22 protein-coding genes are annotated in these 17,854 nt (G+C 56.5%); all 22 read right to left on the bottom strand.

The genetic code is table 11. From position 1 onward, the window contains the following. Positions 1-6: 6 nt before the first annotated feature. Positions 7-756 carry a biotin--[acetyl-CoA-carboxylase] ligase gene (locus ACR0L3_RS01990; RefSeq protein WP_480743218.1) on the bottom strand — a complete coding sequence of 250 codons (750 nt, stop codon included), beginning with the start codon at positions 754-756 and terminating at the stop codon, positions 7-9. 54 nt (positions 757-810) lie between these two features. Then, the gene (nuoN, locus tag ACR0L3_RS01985) at positions 811-2,253 is read right to left on the bottom strand and encodes an NADH-quinone oxidoreductase subunit NuoN (protein WP_480743216.1); all 1,443 of its coding nucleotides are present in this window, start codon (positions 2,251-2,253) and stop codon (positions 811-813) included. Positions 2,254-2,268: 15 nt separating this feature from the next. Then, positions 2,269-3,813 (bottom strand): NADH-quinone oxidoreductase subunit M, encoded by a 1,545-nt coding sequence (locus ACR0L3_RS01980; RefSeq protein ID WP_480743215.1) that lies wholly within the window; start codon positions 3,811-3,813, stop codon positions 2,269-2,271. Further along, positions 3,813-5,981 carry an NADH-quinone oxidoreductase subunit L gene (nuoL, locus tag ACR0L3_RS01975; RefSeq protein ID WP_480743213.1) on the bottom strand — a complete coding sequence of 723 codons (2,169 nt, stop codon included), beginning with the start codon at positions 5,979-5,981 and terminating at the stop codon, positions 3,813-3,815. Before nuoL ends, ACR0L3_RS01980 begins: the two co-directional genes overlap by 1 nt. A gap of 6 nt (positions 5,982-5,987) precedes the next feature. Further along, the gene (nuoK, locus tag ACR0L3_RS01970) at positions 5,988-6,293 is read right to left on the bottom strand and encodes an NADH-quinone oxidoreductase subunit NuoK (RefSeq protein ID WP_005984024.1); all 306 of its coding nucleotides are present in this window, start codon (positions 6,291-6,293) and stop codon (positions 5,988-5,990) included. A gap of 4 nt (positions 6,294-6,297) precedes the next feature. Beyond that, complete coding sequence (locus ACR0L3_RS01965; RefSeq protein ID WP_480743211.1) at positions 6,298-6,900, bottom strand: NADH-quinone oxidoreductase subunit J; 603 nt, start codon at positions 6,898-6,900, stop codon at positions 6,298-6,300. Then, the gene (locus ACR0L3_RS01960) at positions 6,897-7,307 is read right to left on the bottom strand and encodes a carboxymuconolactone decarboxylase family protein (RefSeq protein WP_480743209.1); all 411 of its coding nucleotides are present in this window, start codon (positions 7,305-7,307) and stop codon (positions 6,897-6,899) included. The genes ACR0L3_RS01965 and ACR0L3_RS01960 overlap by 4 nt, the downstream gene beginning before the upstream one ends. Then, on the bottom strand, positions 7,304-7,798 hold the full coding sequence (gene nuoI, locus ACR0L3_RS01955) for an NADH-quinone oxidoreductase subunit NuoI (RefSeq protein WP_039524264.1): 495 nt from the start codon (positions 7,796-7,798) through the stop codon (positions 7,304-7,306). The genes ACR0L3_RS01960 and nuoI overlap by 4 nt, the downstream gene beginning before the upstream one ends. Further along, positions 7,795-8,349: a hypothetical protein gene (locus ACR0L3_RS01950; protein ID WP_480743207.1), complete on the bottom strand. Its 555-nt coding sequence runs from the start codon at positions 8,347-8,349 to the stop codon at positions 7,795-7,797. The genes nuoI and ACR0L3_RS01950 overlap by 4 nt, the downstream gene beginning before the upstream one ends. Beyond that, a complete protein-coding gene (gene nuoH, locus ACR0L3_RS01945; protein ID WP_480743205.1) occupies positions 8,342-9,379 on the bottom strand; it encodes an NADH-quinone oxidoreductase subunit NuoH in 1,038 nt (345 codons plus the stop codon). The genes ACR0L3_RS01950 and nuoH overlap by 8 nt, the downstream gene beginning before the upstream one ends. Next, positions 9,372-9,587: a hypothetical protein gene (locus ACR0L3_RS01940; protein ID WP_480743203.1), complete on the bottom strand. Its 216-nt coding sequence runs from the start codon at positions 9,585-9,587 to the stop codon at positions 9,372-9,374. The genes nuoH and ACR0L3_RS01940 overlap by 8 nt, the downstream gene beginning before the upstream one ends. Then, a complete protein-coding gene (nuoG, locus tag ACR0L3_RS01935; RefSeq protein WP_480743201.1) occupies positions 9,584-11,605 on the bottom strand; it encodes an NADH-quinone oxidoreductase subunit NuoG in 2,022 nt (673 codons plus the stop codon). The genes ACR0L3_RS01940 and nuoG overlap by 4 nt, the downstream gene beginning before the upstream one ends. A gap of 3 nt (positions 11,606-11,608) precedes the next feature. Beyond that, on the bottom strand, positions 11,609-12,013 hold the full coding sequence (locus ACR0L3_RS01930; protein WP_480743200.1) for a DUF5333 domain-containing protein: 405 nt from the start codon (positions 12,011-12,013) through the stop codon (positions 11,609-11,611). Between the two features lie 98 nt (positions 12,014-12,111). Continuing rightward, the gene (locus ACR0L3_RS01925) at positions 12,112-12,534 is read right to left on the bottom strand and encodes a hypothetical protein (RefSeq protein ID WP_480743199.1); all 423 of its coding nucleotides are present in this window, start codon (positions 12,532-12,534) and stop codon (positions 12,112-12,114) included. 5 nt (positions 12,535-12,539) lie between these two features. Then, positions 12,540-13,046 (bottom strand): DUF3291 domain-containing protein, encoded by a 507-nt coding sequence (locus ACR0L3_RS01920; protein ID WP_480743198.1) that lies wholly within the window; start codon positions 13,044-13,046, stop codon positions 12,540-12,542. Then, positions 13,043-14,341 carry an NADH-quinone oxidoreductase subunit NuoF gene (gene nuoF, locus ACR0L3_RS01915; RefSeq protein ID WP_480743196.1) on the bottom strand — a complete coding sequence of 433 codons (1,299 nt, stop codon included), beginning with the start codon at positions 14,339-14,341 and terminating at the stop codon, positions 13,043-13,045. Before nuoF ends, ACR0L3_RS01920 begins: the two co-directional genes overlap by 4 nt. A gap of 12 nt (positions 14,342-14,353) precedes the next feature. Further along, positions 14,354-14,575 (bottom strand): DUF5337 domain-containing protein, encoded by a 222-nt coding sequence (locus ACR0L3_RS01910; protein WP_480744647.1) that lies wholly within the window; start codon positions 14,573-14,575, stop codon positions 14,354-14,356. Positions 14,576-14,608: 33 nt separating this feature from the next. Beyond that, positions 14,609-15,718: an NADH-quinone oxidoreductase subunit NuoE gene (gene nuoE / locus ACR0L3_RS01905; protein ID WP_480743195.1), complete on the bottom strand. Its 1,110-nt coding sequence runs from the start codon at positions 15,716-15,718 to the stop codon at positions 14,609-14,611. Beyond that, the gene (locus ACR0L3_RS01900; protein ID WP_480743193.1) at positions 15,718-16,941 is read right to left on the bottom strand and encodes an NADH-quinone oxidoreductase subunit D; all 1,224 of its coding nucleotides are present in this window, start codon (positions 16,939-16,941) and stop codon (positions 15,718-15,720) included. Before ACR0L3_RS01900 ends, nuoE begins: the two co-directional genes overlap by 1 nt. Continuing rightward, the gene (locus ACR0L3_RS01895) at positions 16,941-17,066 is read right to left on the bottom strand and encodes a hypothetical protein (protein WP_264187107.1); all 126 of its coding nucleotides are present in this window, start codon (positions 17,064-17,066) and stop codon (positions 16,941-16,943) included. Before ACR0L3_RS01895 ends, ACR0L3_RS01900 begins: the two co-directional genes overlap by 1 nt. A gap of 1 nt (position 17,067) precedes the next feature. Beyond that, positions 17,068-17,244 (bottom strand): hypothetical protein, encoded by a 177-nt coding sequence (locus ACR0L3_RS01890; RefSeq protein WP_050602773.1) that lies wholly within the window; start codon positions 17,242-17,244, stop codon positions 17,068-17,070. A gap of 5 nt (positions 17,245-17,249) precedes the next feature. Next, complete coding sequence (locus tag ACR0L3_RS01885) at positions 17,250-17,849, bottom strand: NADH-quinone oxidoreductase subunit C (protein WP_480743192.1); 600 nt, start codon at positions 17,847-17,849, stop codon at positions 17,250-17,252. Positions 17,850-17,854: the final 5 nt, after the last annotated feature.

The following is a 17,854-nucleotide window of genomic DNA, read 5'->3' as shown; positions in this document are numbered from 1 at the left end:
CCTCCTTTAAAAAAACACATCCGCCGCAGGAATGCTGGCGCGACCCTTAGCGGTCATTAGGACAAGGTTTCCGTTGGAGTCCACGGTTTCAAAGGTACCTACCGTCTCGGACGTCGAAGTGCGGGCCGTGATAACCTCACCCAGCCGCGCGGCCCGAGACAGCCAGGCCGTTCGGATCGGCTCGAACCCAAAGGTCACAAACTGAGTTTCAAGCCGCGCATAAGCCGCAGCAAGTTCTGTCAGGAAATCTTCGGGCAGGACGGCAGAACCCGTTTCCGACAGCAACGAGACAGGCCGAACCGCACTTGGTTCCAAAGCATAAGCTGGCGGTGCCTCAGACAGATTTACGCCAATACCGATGGCAAGATGCGAAAGGTCTCGGCCTTGCCCGGTGCTCTCCAACAGAATACCCGCCAACTTGCCGCCATTTAACAGCACATCATTTGGCCATTTTAGCGATAGCCCTGCCGCGCGTCCTGTCACCGCGACGCAAGCGTCATACAGCGCCAGTGCCGCAACGAAACTGCGCAACGCTGCCTCCTCGGGATTGCCCCGAGGCCGCATCAAAAGGGTCGCGGCCAAATTGCCTTTAGGGTTAGCCCAAGCTCGGCCCCGCCGCCCCCGCGCGGCAGTCTGGTGATGTGCCATGATCCAAACAGGACCCGGCGCAGTCTGTGCTAGACGTGCCGCCTCGTTTAACGTGCTGTCGACCTCTTGCACGATGTGCAGACCATATCCTTGAGGCCAACTGGTCATGTCAAAAAGGCCCGGTCTGCCGACCGAGCCTCCTGCAATTGAATGTCAGCCACGTCAGTTAACAAGCGTTGCCGCAGCAGCTGCCGCCGCGCCCTCAATGCCGAACTGATAGAACACCCCAACAAGCATCAGTGCTGCTGATCCCATCAAAGCGACCCACAGAACCGGAGTGGAATGCGTCTCGATCGGGTCTTCGTTCTCATCTCCGAAGTACATATAGAAAACGATCCGCAGATAGTAGAACGCACCGATAACCGAGGCGATAGCCGAGACTATAACCAACCCGATAAGCCCCGCATCAATACCGGCTTGCCAGACGCCGAACTTGGCGAAGAAACCCAGCATTGGCGGCACGCCAGCAAGCGAGAACATGAGGATCAGAACGGCCAGAGCTTTACCCGGATCGCGTTTCGAATACTGGCGCAACGCGTCAATATCAGTCACAGGCTTACCATCGCGTTCCATCATCAAGATGAACGCGAAGGTACCTATGTTCATTGTTACGTAGATTGCCAGATACATCAGCATCGCCTTGATGCCCATTTCCGTACCTGCGGCCAGACCGATCAGTGCGTACCCCATATGGGCAATCGACGAAAACGCCATCAGCCGTTTGATGTCACGTTGCCCAATCGCCGCGACTGCCCCCAGCAGCATCGACAGGACAGAAAGCAGTACGATGACCTGCTGCCAGTCCTTGATCACTCCGCCAAATGCGTCATGCAGCAGCCGGGCAAACAATGCCATCGCAGCCACTTTTGGTGCTGTCGCAAAAAATGCTGTTATTGGCGTGGGCGAGCCTTCGTACACGTCCGGTGTCCACATATGGAAAGGCACAGCCGAAACTTTGAATGCCAGACCAGAGATCAGGAAGATGAGGCCGAACAATAGCCCGACTGAAACTTCCCCGTGATGGACGGTCTGAATTATGCCCGAGAACAGCGTGGTGCCAGTAAAGCCATAGACCAGCGACGCACCATATAGCAGCAAACCCGAAGAGAGCGCCCCTAACACAAAATATTTCAGTCCGGCTTCGGTTGATTTCGCGCTATCCCGGCGCAAAGCAGCCACGACGTATAGCGACAGCGACTGCAGTTCCAGCCCCATATACAGCGACATCAGATCGCCTGCGCTAACCATCATCATCATACCTACAGCGGCCAAGGCGACCAACAATGGGTATTCAAAACGCAGTAAATCGCGACGGGCCATGTAATCCTGGCTCATCACCAAAACAGCAGCAGCTGACAAAAGAATCGCAACCTTGGCAAAGCGTGAGAACCCGTCATCAACGAACATGCCATTGAACGCCACATTCACGCCATCGCCATTAGTGGCGATCCACAAGGACAGCAGCGCCATCAGGCCAGCGGTCGTCCACACCAGAATTGGCGCCAGCGCGTCTTTAGTCGTGTAAACAGCCCCGATCAAAGCGGCCATCGCATACACGGCCAGAACGATTTCCGGCAGAATTATTGTCAGATCAGCCTGGATCATGTCTCCAAAGCTCCCTTAATGCGAGGCGGCCGTCTGGGTCGCGGCCTCAGCCGCGGCCAGAGCCGTGTCATAATTCGAAATCAGCGCAGCGGTCGAGTTGCCGATCACGTCGGTTACAAGCGAAGGGTACACGCCGAGCAGGATGGTCATGATGATCAATGGGGCGAAAATCAGCCGCTCGCGCGAGCTCATATCGGTCATCGCCTTCAGGCTTTCCTTGATGAGATCGCCAAATACGACGCGGCGATACAGCCACAGCGCATAGGCCGCCGAGAAGATCACGCCGGATGCGGCCACAGCCGTTACCCAAGTGTTGACCTGGAAGGCCCCCATCAGGGTCAGGAATTCGCCGATGAATCCACTTGTTCCTGGCAGGCCGACATTGGCCATGGTGAACAACATGAACACAAGCGCATAGGCAGGCATGCGGATCACAAGACCGCCGTAAGCGTCGATATCGCGCGTGTGCATCCGGTCATAGATAACGCCAACGCACAAGAACAACGCCGCCGAGATGAACCCGTGACTGAGCATCTGAAAGATTGCGCCGTCGATGCCTTGCTGGTTCGCAGCAAAGATGCCCATCGTCACGAAACCCATATGCGCGACCGAAGAATAGGCAATCAGCTTTTTCATGTCCTCTTGCACCAGTGCGACTAGCGAGGTGTAAACGACTGCAATTGCCGACATCCACAGCACAAGATCAGTCATCACTGCCGAGCCCACCGGGAACATTGGTAAGCTGAACCGCAGGAAGCCGTAGCCACCCATTTTCAGAAGGATCGCCGCCAGCACGACAGAGCCCGCGGTGGGCGCCTGCACGTGGGCGTCGGGCAACCAGGTGTGCACCGGCCACATCGGCATCTTCACGGCAAACGAAGCAAAGAACGCCAGGAACATCAGAGTCTGCATACCGCCGACGATGTAGATGCCCAGTACGCTGAAACCTTCCGAGGAGAACTGATGGCTCATCAGCGCTTCGATATCCGTGGTGCCAGCATCCGCATACATCGCAACCATCGCCACCAACATCAGCACCGAACCGAGGAAGGTATAAAGGAAGAACTTGAAGCTTGCGTAGATCCGATCTTTGCCGCCCCAGATACCGATGATCAGGAACATCGGGATCAGGCCTGCCTCGAAGAACAGATAGAACAGCACCAGATCCAGCGCCATGAAGACGCCCAGCATCAGCGTTTCCAGCAGCAGAAACGCGATCATGTATTCCTTAACGCGGTCGGTGACCTGCCAACTGGCCAGAATGGTCAGCGGCATGATGAAGGTGGTCAGCAACACGAACAGAACGCTGATGCCGTCCACACCCATCTTGTATTTCAGACCCAGCAGCCACTCGCCCTCTTCCACCATCTGGAAGCCGGTGTTGGACGGATCAAAGCCGGTATAGATGCCGATCGAGACAAAGAAGGTTACAGTGGTCGCCACCAACGCAACCCACTTTGCGTTGCGCTGCGCAGCCGCATCCTCACCATGCAGGAACAGGGCTAGAATGCCTGCCGCCACTGCGGGGATAAAGGTGACGATCGAGAGGATATTATCCATTAGTGTGCGCCTCCGCCGATCGACATCCAGGTTACAAGGGCAGCGATACCCAGAACCATCCAGAAGGCGTAAGTAAAGATGTAGCCCGTCTGCGCCTTGCCTGCTAGGCGGGTAAAGAAGGGAACAACACCCATGGCCACACCGTTCAGGAAGCCGTCGATTGTGTTGCCATCACCGCGTTTCCAAAGGAACCGGCCAAGGGCAACAGTGGGTTTGACGAAAATCGCATCGTAGATTTCGTCAAAGTACCACTTGTTCAACAGGAACAGGTAAAGCGGGCGTTGGTTCTGCGCTAAGCGTCCCGGCAAGGACGGGTTCACGATGTAGAACCAGTAAGCCATGACAAAGCCCAGCAGCATCGCCACGAAGGGTGAAACCTTGACCCACTTCGGAGCCGCATGCGCATCGTCCAGAACATGGTTGTCTGGCGCGATGTAGATGGCACCTTCGCCGGGCTCACCCACAAAGGCATAATGATGGTCGCCACCATGCGCATCATGTTCCTCATCAGCATGGCCTGCATCAGCATGGCTTTCGTCTGCATGAGCTTCATCACCGTGGCCATCGTCCGCGTGCGCTTCGTCAGCATGTGTATCCGCAGCGCCATGATCGTCCGCTTCGGCATGCTCTGACGCTTCTGCAACCGGAATGCCATAAAATTTGCCGACCTTGTCCGCGTGGCCAAAGAAATTGCCGTACCAGATCATCCCGGCAAAGACAGCGCCCAAGGACAGCACGCCCAAGGGCACCAGCATGGTCATTGGACTTTCATGCGCATGGTCATGCGTGTGCTGATCCCCGCGCGGCTCGCCGTAGAACGTTAGGAAGATCAAACGCCAGCTGTAGAACGCAGTGAACGCAGCCGCGATCACCAGCAGCCAGAATCCATAGGCAGACCCGCCAGCATAGGCACTCTCAATGATCGCATCTTTCGACAGGAACCCAGCAAAACCAATAGTGGTTAGCGGAATACCAACGCCGGTGATGGCCAGCGTTCCGATCATCATCGCCCAGAACGTATAGGGGATTTTCTTCCGCAGGCCGCCGTATTCGGTCATCTCCTGCTCGTGATGCATTGCATTAATCACCGAACCGGCCCCAAGGAACAGCAGAGCCTTGAAGAAGGCGTGAGTGAACAAGTGGAACATTGCCGCCGAATACATGCCAACGCCAGCCGCAACGAACATGTAACCCAGCTGCGAACAGGTCGAATAAGCGATCACGCGTTTGATGTCGGTCTGAACCAGACCCACGGTTGCGGCAAAGAACGCTGTGGATGCACCCAGCACGGTGATGAACCCGGTCGCGCCTGGCGCGAACTCCATCAGCGGCGACATGCGACACACCAGGAACACACCCGCCGTTACCATGGTCGCGGCGTGGATCAGCGCCGACACAGGTGTCGGACCTTCCATCGCATCCGGCAACCAGGTGTGCAGGATCAGCTGCGCCGATTTACCCATCGCGCCGATGAACAGCAGCACACAGATCACCTCGATGGCGTTCCACTCGCCCCACAGGAAGTGCAACTGCATTTCGGCCAGCTCTGGTGCCGAGGCGAAAATGTCCGAGAAGTTTATGCTGTCCGTCAGGAAGAACAGCGCGAAAATCCCTAACGCAAAACCAAAGTCGCCGACACGGTTGACGATGAACGCTTTCATCGCTGCGGCGTTGGCAGATGGCTTACGATAGTAAAAGCCAATTAGCAGGTAGGACGCGACGCCCACGCCTTCCCAGCCAAAGAACATCTGAACCAGATTGTCCGACGTCACCAGCATCAGCATGGCAAAGGTGAAGAAGGACAGATATGCAAAGAAGCGCGGCTTATAGCTTTCGCCCTCGCGCCATTGCGGGTCGTGATCCATGTAGCCGAAGGAATAGAGGTGCACGAGCGCCGACACGGTCGTGACAACGATCAGCATGATCGCAGTAAGTCGGTCCAGACGCACCGCCCAGCTTGTCGACAGTGATCCGCTCTCGATCCAGCGCATGATCTCGACTTGCTGGGTCACTCCGTCGAAGGTGAAGAACACAATCCACGACAGCAGACAGGCCAAGAACAGCAGGCCTGTGGCGGTCCACATGGCAGCTTTCTCACCAATGAACTTCCAGCCGAACCCGCAGATCAGCGCGCCCACCAGCGGGGCAAAGAGGATGGTGGTTTCCATGTTCTCTTACCCCTTCATCATATTGACGTCTTCAACCGCGATGGTGCCGCGGTTACGGAAGAAACAGACCAGAATGGCCAGCCCGATCGCCGCCTCGGCCGCCGCAACGGTCAGAACGAACAGCGTAAAGACCTGCCCGACCAGATCGCCGAGGAAACTGGAAAACGCCACGAGGTTGATGTTCACCGCTAACAACATCAGTTCGATGCTCATCAGCAGGATGATGACGTTCTTGCGGTTCAGGAAGAGACCGAAGATGCCGATGACGAACAGCGTCGCCGCGACCGTAAGATAGTGTTCAAGTCCGATCATCGTCTTAAAGCCCCTGCCCCGGTTTCACGTCCTTCAGCTCCATCGCCTGGGCCGGGTCGCGCATCATCTGGCCGACGATGTCTTGACGTTTGATGTCCTGACGATGGCGCAGGGTCAGCACAATCGCGCCGATCATGGCCACCAGCAGGATCAGGCCCGCCAGTTGAAACAGAAGGAAGTATTGATCGTAAAGAATGACGCCCAGCGCCTCGGTGTTGTGGCGGTCTGCCGGAACCGGTTGCGCCAGATTGGCCGCAGCACCCTGCGCGCTGTCCCAGGCCCCAAAGGCCATGACAAACTGCATCAGGATGACAAGACCGATTAAAAGGGCCAGCGGCATATACCGCGCCATTTCGGCCTTGAGCTCAGCAAAGTCCACGTCCAGCATCATCACCACGAACAGGAAAAGAACCGCGACCGCGCCGACATAGACGATGATCAGCAGCATCGCCACGAACTCAGCCCCCAGCAACACAAACAGACCCGCCGAGGACAGGAAGGACAGGATCAGCCACAGCACCGAGTGCACCGGCTGGCGGCTGATCACCGTGAACAACCCGCCGGCAATGGCGCTGATGGCAAAAAGATAGAAGGCAAAGACGGTCATTGATCCTCATCCTCGTTATCGCCCATGACCTCTTGCGCCAGTTCCAGCGCGCGGCTCATGGCCGGGATGCCGGCAAAGACCGACATTTGACCGATCGTTTCCACGATCTCTTGTTTTCGCGCGCCTGCTTCCAGAGCATGACGGACGGTCTGGCGCACAGCGGTGTCCGTTTGCGCACCCTGACAGGTCAGTCCAGCCAGCGTTAGCAGCAGGCGCGTCTTGGCATCCAGCCCATCTGGATTGACGGTGTTGCCGAACATCATCTCCATGACCTCTTTGGGCATGGTCGGCCACAGCGCCTCGAACCCTTTGGGCGAGAAGCTTTCCATCGCCGGGTTCATCGCCTTGGCCATGTCCTGAGCTTGCTTCATCATCAGCTCGAACGGATTTGTCGGCGTGTCACTCATCGGTACGGCGCGTCCATTTCCAGATTGCGAGCAATCTCGGCTTCCCAGCGTTCGCCGTTATCCAGCAGTTTTTCCTTGTCGTAGAACAGCTCTTCGCGGGTCTCGGTGGCGAATTCAAAGTTCGGGCCTTCGACAATGGCATCGACCGGGCAGGCCTCTTGGCAGAAGCCGCAATAGATGCACTTGGTCATGTCGATGTCATAGCGCGTGGTGCGGCGACTGCCGTCTTCACGCGGTTCCGCATCGATGGTGATGGCTTGCGCCGGGCAGATCGCCTCGCAGAGTTTGCAAGCAATGCAGCGTTCTTCGCCGTTGGGATATCGGCGTAAGGCGTGTTCGCCACGGAAGCGCGGCGACAGAGGGCCCTTTTCGTGCGGGTAGTTCACAGTGGCCTTGGGCGCAAAGAAATATTTCAAGCCCAGCTTCATGCCGACCCAGAAGTCTTGCAGAAGGAAATACTTGGCGGCGCGGGTATAGTCGATTTGGGTCACGAGATAGCTTCCTTGCAGTCAGGCTCTAGGCGCATTACGCGATCAAAATATTGCTTCCCCTTATCGGACAATTGATACGCATGATCTTCATCTTCGAGAGGCCGAACTGATATCGGCGGTAGTTCGTGCTCGAATTTGCAATAGAGTTCCAAAAACTGATCACCGAAATCACACTCACTCTCGCCCCGACAAGCGTTTTCTGCTGTCAAAAAGGTTAACCCAAACACAAATGGAAGACGATTTGGCTGGCGACCGATCTGCTCGATCAATAACTTGTTCATGCTAAATACTTCTGAATAAGTTGCCCGGGCAGACTTTTCCACAAAAGCCAATTGGAAGAACATCATCGACTCTGTTGTCGTCTGGTCATTTCCAATCACTATGTCACCTGTCTCCAGAAGACCAAATGCAGCTTCATACGCACAATCGAAGTTTTCTGCCTTGAAGCACGACTTCGCACGCACCCACACGGAAGTTGTGTCCGCGAAAACAGCGAACGGCACGCAAACCAATGATAGGAGTATAACGAGCACCTTCATAAGCTTAGCCACCCACGCTCCAACGGGCAAACGCGCCCCAGAACCAGTCGAATTTCGCCGCAAAGGCCACGAACACCACCCAGGCCAGCGAGAATGGCAGGAAGACTTTCCAGCCCAGCCGCATCAGCTGGTCATAGCGGTAGCGGGGCGTGATCGCCTTGACCATCGCGAAGAGGAAGAAGAAGAACGCCATCTTGGCGACCATCCACAGCACGCCATCGGGCAAGCCCGGGATCGGCGACAGCCAACCACCGAAGAACAGCAGCGTGGTCAGGGCACACATCAGGAAGATCGCGATGTATTCGCCCGCCATAAACAGCAGGAAGGGTGTGGCTGAGTATTCGACCTGATAGCCTGCAACCAGTTCTGATTCCGCCTCGGGCAGGTCGAACGGGGGTCGGTTGGTTTCGGCCAGAGCCGAGATGAAGAACAGGAAAACCATTGGGAAGTGCGGCAGCCAGTACCAGCTGAAGAAGCCGAACCGCCCGTCTTGTGCCTCGACGATATGGCCGAAGTTCATTGAACCGGTCGAGATGATCACCCCGATGATGATCAGGCCAATCGAGACTTCGTAGGAAATCATCTGGGCTGCGGAGCGCAAAGAACCAAGGAACGGGTACTTTGAGTTCGACGCCCAACCACCCATAATCACTCCGTAAACCTCAAGCGAGGACACGGCGAAGACATACAGAATGGCGACGTTGATGTCCGATAGAACCCAACCGTCATTGAACGGGATCACGGCCCAGGCGATCATCGCCAACACAAAAGAGGTTAGCGGGGCGAGCATAAAGACCGTGCGGTCGGCCCCGGCGGGAATGACCACTTCTTTAACCACATATTTCAGCGCGTCTGCCACAGATTGAAGCAGACCATAGACGCCCACCACATTGGGACCCCGACGCATCTGGACCGCCGCCCAGATCTTGCGGTCGCCGTAGACGAGGAACAACAGTGAGATCATCACAAAGGCAACAACTGCAAGCACTTGCGCCAGAATGATGATGGCTATTCCGCCTGGGGTGTTAAAGAAATCAGCCATTGGTCCTCACACCGTGGGTATTCCGTTTTTCGCGCGCGATGCTAAGGCCATGTGCCTGCGCAAACTGCGGCTGGGTCGGCGCGTTGGTGTAAACAGCATAAGCTGTCCCGGCGCCACCCTTTTTCTTGAATTCCAAACGCAAATCAGACGCGGCAAGCGGCCAACTGGCCGCCGCGAGAGTCTGCGATATGAAATAAGTTTGGTTCATTCCGCTGCGATCTTCTCTGCTTTACGTGCTTGCGCCTGGGCCGAAAGCTCGGCCATCAGTTGCGATGCGCGCGCAATCGGGTTTGTCAGGTAGAAATCTTTGACTGCGTTACGGAAGGTAGCTTTGCCCAAAGGACCAGCCTCCAGCGCCTGAACCTCATTCTCGATTACTTCATCAATGCGGGCCAGATGTGGAACCGCCTCAATCAACTTGGTGCGCAATTGCGCCAGCGAGTCATAGGGCAGCGCCGCGCCCATCTCGGCAGACAAAGCCCGTAAGATCGCCCAGTTTTCTTTCGCCTCACCTGGTGCAAATCCGGCCCGCATGGCCAGTTGCGGACGGCCTTCGGTGTTCACGAAGAGGCCGTTTTCTTCAGTATAAGCTGCGCCCGGCAGGATCACGTCGGCGCGGTGCGCACCGCGGTCGCCGTGGCTGCCCTGATAGATCACAAAGGCACCGTCACCGATTTCAACCTCATCCGCACCGAGGTTATAGATCACGTCGGCCGCGCTCACGGCATCCATGCCACCCTCGTTGGTCGCATCAACATCCATCGCACCCACGCGCGAGGCAGCAGTGTGCAGAACTATCAGGCCGCTTTCGGTATTGTTTGCAATGGTTTGCGCGGCAGCAAGAACGGCAGCACCGTCCGCTTCTTGCAACGCACCTTGGCCAATGATGATCAACGACGCCTTGCCCTTGATTTCATCATCGCCGCCCATGTCCACAACCTTTTGCAGCGCTGCGCGGTCATCGCCCATGTGGTGATAATCATAGGTCAAATCGACTGCTGTACCGACCAAAGCCACCTCGGCCCCATGTGCCCATGCTTTGCGGATGCGCGCGTTCAATACAGGCGCTTCTTCACGTGGGTTGGTACCGATCAGCAAAATACGCTCAGCGCTGTCGATATCTTGGATAGCTGCAGTCCCGGCATAGGCCCCACGGTTGCCGGCAGGCAACTTGGCACCATCCGTGCGGCATTCGACAATACCGCCCTGCCCTTCAATCATCTGTTTCAGTGCAAACGCGGCCTCGACCGGAGCAAGATCGCCCACAATGCCAGCTGGCTTCTCAGCGCCCTTTAGAGCCTCAGCAGCTTTGGTCAGCGCCTCAGACCACGTAGCCGGGCGTAGTTTGCCGTTTTCCCGCACAAAAGGCTTGTCCAGACGCTGACGGCGCAGTCCGTCCCAAACAAAGCGGGTCTTGTCGCTGATCCACTCTTCATTCACGCCATCATGGTTCCGCGGTAGGAAACGCATCACTTCGCGCCCCTTGGTGTCCACCCGCACGTTTGAACCCAAAGCGTCCATCACGTCGATGCTTTCCGTCTTGGTCAATTCCCAAGGACGCGCCGTGAAAGCGTAAGGCTTGGACGTCAGCGCCCCAACCGGACAGAGGTCGATAATGTTGCCCTGTAGGTTCGAGTCGAGCGTCTGGTTCAGATACGAGGTGATTTCGGCATCCTCACCGCGCCCAGTCTGACCCATTTGTGTGATGCCAGCGACCTCGGTCGTGAATCGTACACATCGCGTGCAACTGATGCAGCGGGTCATTGCGGTGCCGACCAGAGGACCCAGGTCCAGATCATCGACCGCGCGCTTGGCTTCCTTAAAGCGTGAACCCGAGACACCATAGGCCATCGCCTGATCCTGAAGGTCACACTCGCCCCCTTGGTCGCAGATCGGGCAATCCAACGGATGATTGATGAGCAAGAACTCCATCACCCCTTCGCGGGCTTTCTTGACCATGGGCGAATTTGTCTTGACCACCGGAGGCTGACCTTCCGGCCCTGGACGCAGATCGCGCACCTGCATTGCGCAAGAAGCAGCCGGTTTCGGCGGCCCCCCTACGACCTCGACCAGACACATCCGGCAGTTCCCGGCAATCGACAGACGCTCGTGATAACAGAAGCGCGGCACCTCGACCCCAGCTTCTTCACAAGCCTGAATCAGGGTCATCGCACCGTCGACTTCGATTTCCTGCCCGTCGATATTCACTTTGCGGAGGTCAGACATGATCTAGTTCGCCCTCAAATACACGCCGATTGCGCTGTTTCTTTTGATTTCCTTCTGTCCTAATGCACAGAAGGAATTGGGGTTGTCGTAGGAAACACCGTTCTGGGCCAAAAATGCCTCACCTTTGGTGCGCATCCGGTCTTTCTCGGCATCTGAATCCACATAGGCCCGGATTTCCTTGTCCGAGTACCCCAGTTTGTTTGCTTTGGACCGCAGGTCCCACATTACACCAATCGCTTTTAGACGCCGCCCGCTGATGGAAGGGCAGTACTCCGAAATCTCGTTTGCGATGGCGATGTAATAGAGTTCATCATCGATCTCTTTGACTTCGCGTAAGGGTGGTTTCGCCTCAGCTGCTACCGGTAGGGCCAGCACAGACATAACAGCGAGCAATTTCACACCAGACATAACGACTCCTTTCGTCTTGGGAATCCCAAGACGAAATTCGGACCGGGCGATATGCAATAACACCTCCCGCATCACGGCATGATATGGAAAAACACGCATCATGGCCGCTGGCAAGCCCCTGCAAATGTCAGTTTGTCGTCGCTTATGCGCAGGTTTTGAGGCTCGGTATCAGGTCCGACTTTCCATTCAATGCTGGAAGAACCAAAATTACTGATGCAGAATTTCGTACCTTCGTACCGTCCGGCTTCGCGCGCGCCGTCCAGCGAGGCCGAGACACCGTTCACCACGACGGTGAAGTCAGTGGGCATTGCTTTCTTGTCGACGTGCTTTGCCTTGGCGCGGAAGAATTGTCCATCAAACTGCACACGATCACTGGACGAAGATATACTGCCGCACGCGGAAATCAGCAAAAGCCCCGAAAGGCCTGCTAAGATTGAGAGTTTCGTCGTTTTCACTTTCAGCCTTCCTGTCAGATGGCTGGCGTTTGGACGGCCTTGCGGGCGATCAGAATGTCTTGTCATCCCGTTCACTCCGCCGCGACCTGAGCGCAACGATTGTCACGCCACTTGCTTGCTTGTTTCAAATCCGCCCATCCGAAGGCGTGTTCACTTGGACCATTCTGGCGCAGACGCTCTAGCCGTGCCATGGCTTCATCCAGATTCGGCTGATGCCCTGCGGGCACCCACCACATGACGAAATGCTGATCTCCCAGCAGTTCAAACCACTCCTGACGGCGGTCGTAAAACTGTTTGTGTATCGTGCCCCACACAAATGTCTCAAGGCTCGCGACATCTTCCCAGACGGTCAGATTGGCGACAAATTGAGGATCGTCTCCAATTGCGTTTTCTGTATTCCCGGTTCCCGGCTCGCCCGAGCCTTCCATCATCCAAACAAAGCCCGGCATCCGCTTGCCCAAGCCGTTAACCTTGTCGAGATTGGCCATAAACTCAGCCACCCGAGGGTCATCCGTCGGGGCCAGCAGGCGGCCAATGTTCAGTTCGGCCAGATGATATCCGTCGGGCTGTCTGATCATTCCGCTGCCATCGCCCCCATGCGACCTGATTTCTGAGCTTTGATCCGATCTTCGATCTCTTCCCGGAAATTGCGGATCAACCCCTGAATAGGCCACGCGGCCGCATCACCAAGTGCGCAGATTGTGTGGCCCTCGACTTGTTTGGTCACGTCGAACAGCATATCGATTTCTTCCAACTCCGCCTCACCACGTACTAGGCGGTCCATAACACGCATCATCCACCCGGTGCCTTCACGGCAGGGTGTGCACTGGCCGCAGCTTTCGTGCTTGTAAAACTTCGACAGCCGCCAGATTGCCTTGATAATGTCGGTGGATTTATCCATCACAATCACCGCCGCCGTGCCAAGACCCGAGCCCAGATCATTGCGCAGATGGTCGAAATCCATGATTGCATCGCGCATGTTCTCACCGCGCACACATGGAACCGAAGAGCCACCCGGGATCACCGCCAACAAGTTGTCCCATCCGCCGCGAATACCGCCGCAATGGGTTTCTATCAGTTCCTCGAAGGGAATAGACATCGCCTCTTCGACCACGCATGGGTTGTTCACATGACCCGAGATGGCAAACAATTTGGTACCCGCGTTGTTCTGGCGACCAAAGCCTGCAAACCAGTCGGCCCCTCGACGTAGTATAGTCGGCACAACAGCAATGGATTCCACATTGTTAACCGTTGTCGGGCAGCCGTACAGACCCGCACCCGCCGGGAAAGGGGGCTTCATTCGCGGCATGCCCTTTTTGCCCTCGAGGCTTTCGATCAGGGCGGTTTCTTCACCGCAGATATATGCGCCCGCACCGTGATGCAAGAACAAGTCAAAATCCCAGCCAGATCCGGCAGCGTTTTTTCCTAGAAGGCCCGCGTCATAGGCTTCGTCAATAGCGGCCTGAAGCGCTTCACGCTCGCGGATATACTCGCCACGCAGGTAAACATAGCAAGTATTTGCGTTCATCGCGAAAGACGCGATCAAGCACCCCTCGATCAGCGTGTGCGGATCATGGCGCATGATCTCTCGGTCTTTACAGGTACCGGGCTCGGATTCGTCTGCGTTCACCACCAGATAAGCTGGACGCCCATCGCTTTCCTTGGGCATGAACGACCATTTCAGCCCGGTTGGGAAACCTGCGCCGCCGCGACCGCGAAGCCCCGAGTCCTTCATCGTCTGGATGATCCAGTCTCGGCCCTTTTCGATCAGGCCAGCAGTGCCGTCCCAATGCCCGCGAGCCTGCGCACCTTTCAAAGTACGCTCATGCATCCCGTAGATGTTGGTAAAGATCCGGTCCTGATCCTTCAGCATCGCGTGTTACCTTCAGCTGTCCTGACGCATGCGCCAGAGTTGAAAAATATTGACGCCCGCATAAATGAAACCTGCAAGAGCAGCTAAATCAAAAAGCAGCGCATAGCGCCCCGGCATTCCGAGCGCGGGGCCAATGAACATTGTCATGGCAAGCCAAAACACCATCGTCACGGCGATGACGATGCCAATATGTCGGCCCTTGCGGGCTATGGCTTGTTCCTTGTCCTTGTCCATCTCACCTAGAATGCCCCGGATGGGCACCGTCATTTAGTCTTCGTAAGTGCCGTCTTCCTTGGCGCGTTTGGCGAATTCGGTTTCTTCACCAGCCGCCAATTTACTGGCCTGTTCGATCCAACCGTCCCGTTCGATCCGGCCTTTGAACTTCAAGCGCGCATCGACCCAGGCTACCTGTTCTGGTGTCCATTTCGCGATTTGGTCGTAGTGGTAAAAACCAAGCTCGTTCAACGTCTGCTCTAACTTGGGTCCCACGCCCTTAAGCAGCTTAAGGTCATCCGCCTTGCCATCGCGCGCTGCAGTCAGCGTTTCCGGCTGGTCTTCCTTAACCCCACTGGTTTCCTTCGCCTCTTCTGCCTGCTTCACAGCAGGCTTCGCAGGCGCCGGTTCTTTCGGAGGTTTCGGAGCCGATTTGGACGCCGCCGCCTTGCCATCCTTGCCCAGCCAAGGGGTCAGGATTGGAACTTCGGTTCCGTCGATGCGCTTGACCGTATCGCTCAGCTCAGTCGCCAATTCGACACTGGCATTGTACTCGGGCTTATCCGCTTCATATTCGGTCAGGCTGCTCAAGCCTTTCAGCGGTTCAGCGGCATAGCGCCCGTTCTGCGGACCCGGCGTCGGCACCTTGCCCGCGGCCAGATCGTCAATGATCTTGCCAAAATTTTCGGCAGTCAGATCCTCATAGTAGTCTTTGCCAATCTGCGCCATTGGGGCGTTGGTGCAGGAGCCGAGGCACTCGACCTCTTCCCAGCTCAACTTGCCATCGGCGGACAAGACATGAGGTTTGGCCGCAATCTTTTCCTTGCAGACTGCGATCAAATCCTCAGCCCCGCAGATCATACAGGACGTGGTGCCGCACACCTGAATATGCGCCACGGATCCAACAGGCTGCAGCTGGAACATGAAGTAAAATGAGGCAACTTCAAGAACGCGAATATAGGCCATACCCAGCATATCTGCGACGGATTCAATCGCCGGACGGCTAAGCCAGCCTTCTTGTTCCTGCGCGCGCCACAGCAGCGGAATGACCGCGCTAGCCTGACGGCCCTCGGGGTATTTAGTGATCTGCGCTTCGGCCCATTGCTGGTTGGCAGCAGTGAAGGCAAAGCTTTCGGGTTGCTCGGGGTGAAGACGGCGGAGCATTAGCGGTCAATCTCTCCAAATACGACGTCCATCGTCCCGATGATCGCGGCGACGTCAGCCAGTTGGTGCCCGCCCGCGACATGATCCATCGCCTGCAGGTGCAGGAATCCCGGCGCGCGGAGTTTGGCGCGGTAGGGTTTGTTGGTGCCGTCGGCGACCAGATAGACGCCGAATTCGCCCTTGGGGGCTTCGACCGCCGCGTAAACCTCGCCGGCGGGCACGTGGAAGCCTTCGGTATAAAGCTTGAAGTGATGGATCAGGCTTTCCATCGAGGTCTTCATGTCCGAGCGTTTCGGCGGGGTGATCTTTCCCCGTGCCAAAACGTCGCCGGGGCAGTCACGGATTTTGGCGATGGCCTGACGGATGATCATCAACGACTGGCGCATTTCTTCCATGCGCACAAGGTAACGGTCGTAGCAGTCGCCGTTTTTTCCGACGGGAATCTGAAACTCGAACTCGTCATAGCATTCGTAGGGCTGCGCGCGTCGCAGGTCCCATGCCAGCCCCGACCCGCGCACCATCACGCCCGAGAAGCCGTATTTCTGAATGTCATCCTCGGTCACGACACCAATATCGGCGTTGCGTTGTTTGAAGATGCGGTTCTCGGTCAGCAGGCCGTCGATGTCATCCAGAATGGCGGGGAATTCGTGGCTCCACGCCTCAATATCATCCAGCAATTCCGGCGGCAGGTCCTGATGCACACCACCGGGGCGGAAATAGGCGGCGTGCAGGCGCGCACCACATGCACGCTCATAGAACACCATCAGCTTTTCGCGTTCCTCGAACCCCCATAAGGGCGGGGTCAGTGCACCTACATCCATCGCCTGCGTTGTCACGTTCAGCAAGTGGTTCAGGATGCGACCGATCTCGGAATACAGAACCCGGATCAGCGAGCCACGGCGCGGCACTTCCACACCGGTCAGCTTTTCGATGGCCAAGCACCAGGCATGCTCCTGGTTCATTGGCGCCACATAATCAAGGCGGTCGAAATACGGCAGGTTCTGCAGATACGTACGGCTTTCCATCAGCTTTTCGGTACCGCGGTGCAGCAGACCAATATGCGGATCGCAGCGTTCAACGATCTCGCCGTCCAGCTCAAGCACAAGACGCAAAACACCGTGTGCCGCAGGGTGTTGCGGTCCGAAGTTAATGTTAAAGTTGCGGATTTTCTGTTCTCCGCTCAGCGCGTCCGTGCTGCCGTCATCGTATCTTGAGCCGTCCATCAACGCCCCCGTTTCTTTTTCTTCGCTTCGGCCCGAACCCGAACCTTTTCAGCTTCGGCTGCTTTAGCAGCGGCCCCTGCAAGCAAGACGCCCAATGCGCCCAAAATGATCAATTCACCCATCATGTCAGCGGCGCTCCATCTCTTGCAGCTTCATCGCCATCATCCACAGAAGGACAATCACGACCGGCGAGATGATGCATGCAAACGCCCAGTTCTTGTTGATCCCGAAATGCGGCAGCAGCTTGAGCATCGGTACGACCGTTGCCACCACCAGTACAATCCAGATCAGGAACTCAAACATGATGGCTACTCCTGTTTTTCATCCCCTGGCAGAATGTAATTCGCACCTTCCCAAGGGGACATGAAATCGAATTGGCGGTATTCCTGCACGAGGCTGACCGGTTCGTAGACGACGCGCTTTTGCGCTTCGTCATACCGAACTTCGGTATAGCCAGTCGTCGGGAAATCCTTGCGCAGCGGATAACCACGGAAACCATAGTCTGTCAGGATACGCCGTAAGTCTGGGTGACCCGAGAACAAAATGCCGAACATGTCGAACACTTCCCGCTCGAACCAGTTGGCCGAGGGGTGAACGTCGACGATCGAGGGCACCATATCTTCCTCGCGGATCGAAACCCGCAGACGGATTCGCTGGTTCTGGTACATCGACAGGAAGTGATAGACCACGTCGAACCGTTTGGCCCGCTCGGGGTAATCCACGCCAGTGATGTCCACGAGTGTCGAGAATTTGCAGTTTTGGTCGGACTTCAGGAATTCTACAAATTCCACAATGCTCGACGGAGCCACATCGACGTTTAGCTCGCCATGGGTCACGTCCCAAGACAGAACGCAATCTGCGCGTTTCAGTTCCAGCTGTGTGCCGAGTTCTTTGAGTGCTTCGCTCATCAACC

The sequence above is a fragment of the Ruegeria sp. CK1 genome (assembly GCF_056536545.1).
Note: the sequence above shows the minus strand (reverse complement) of the source record. Positions and strands in the feature narration are given on the sequence as shown.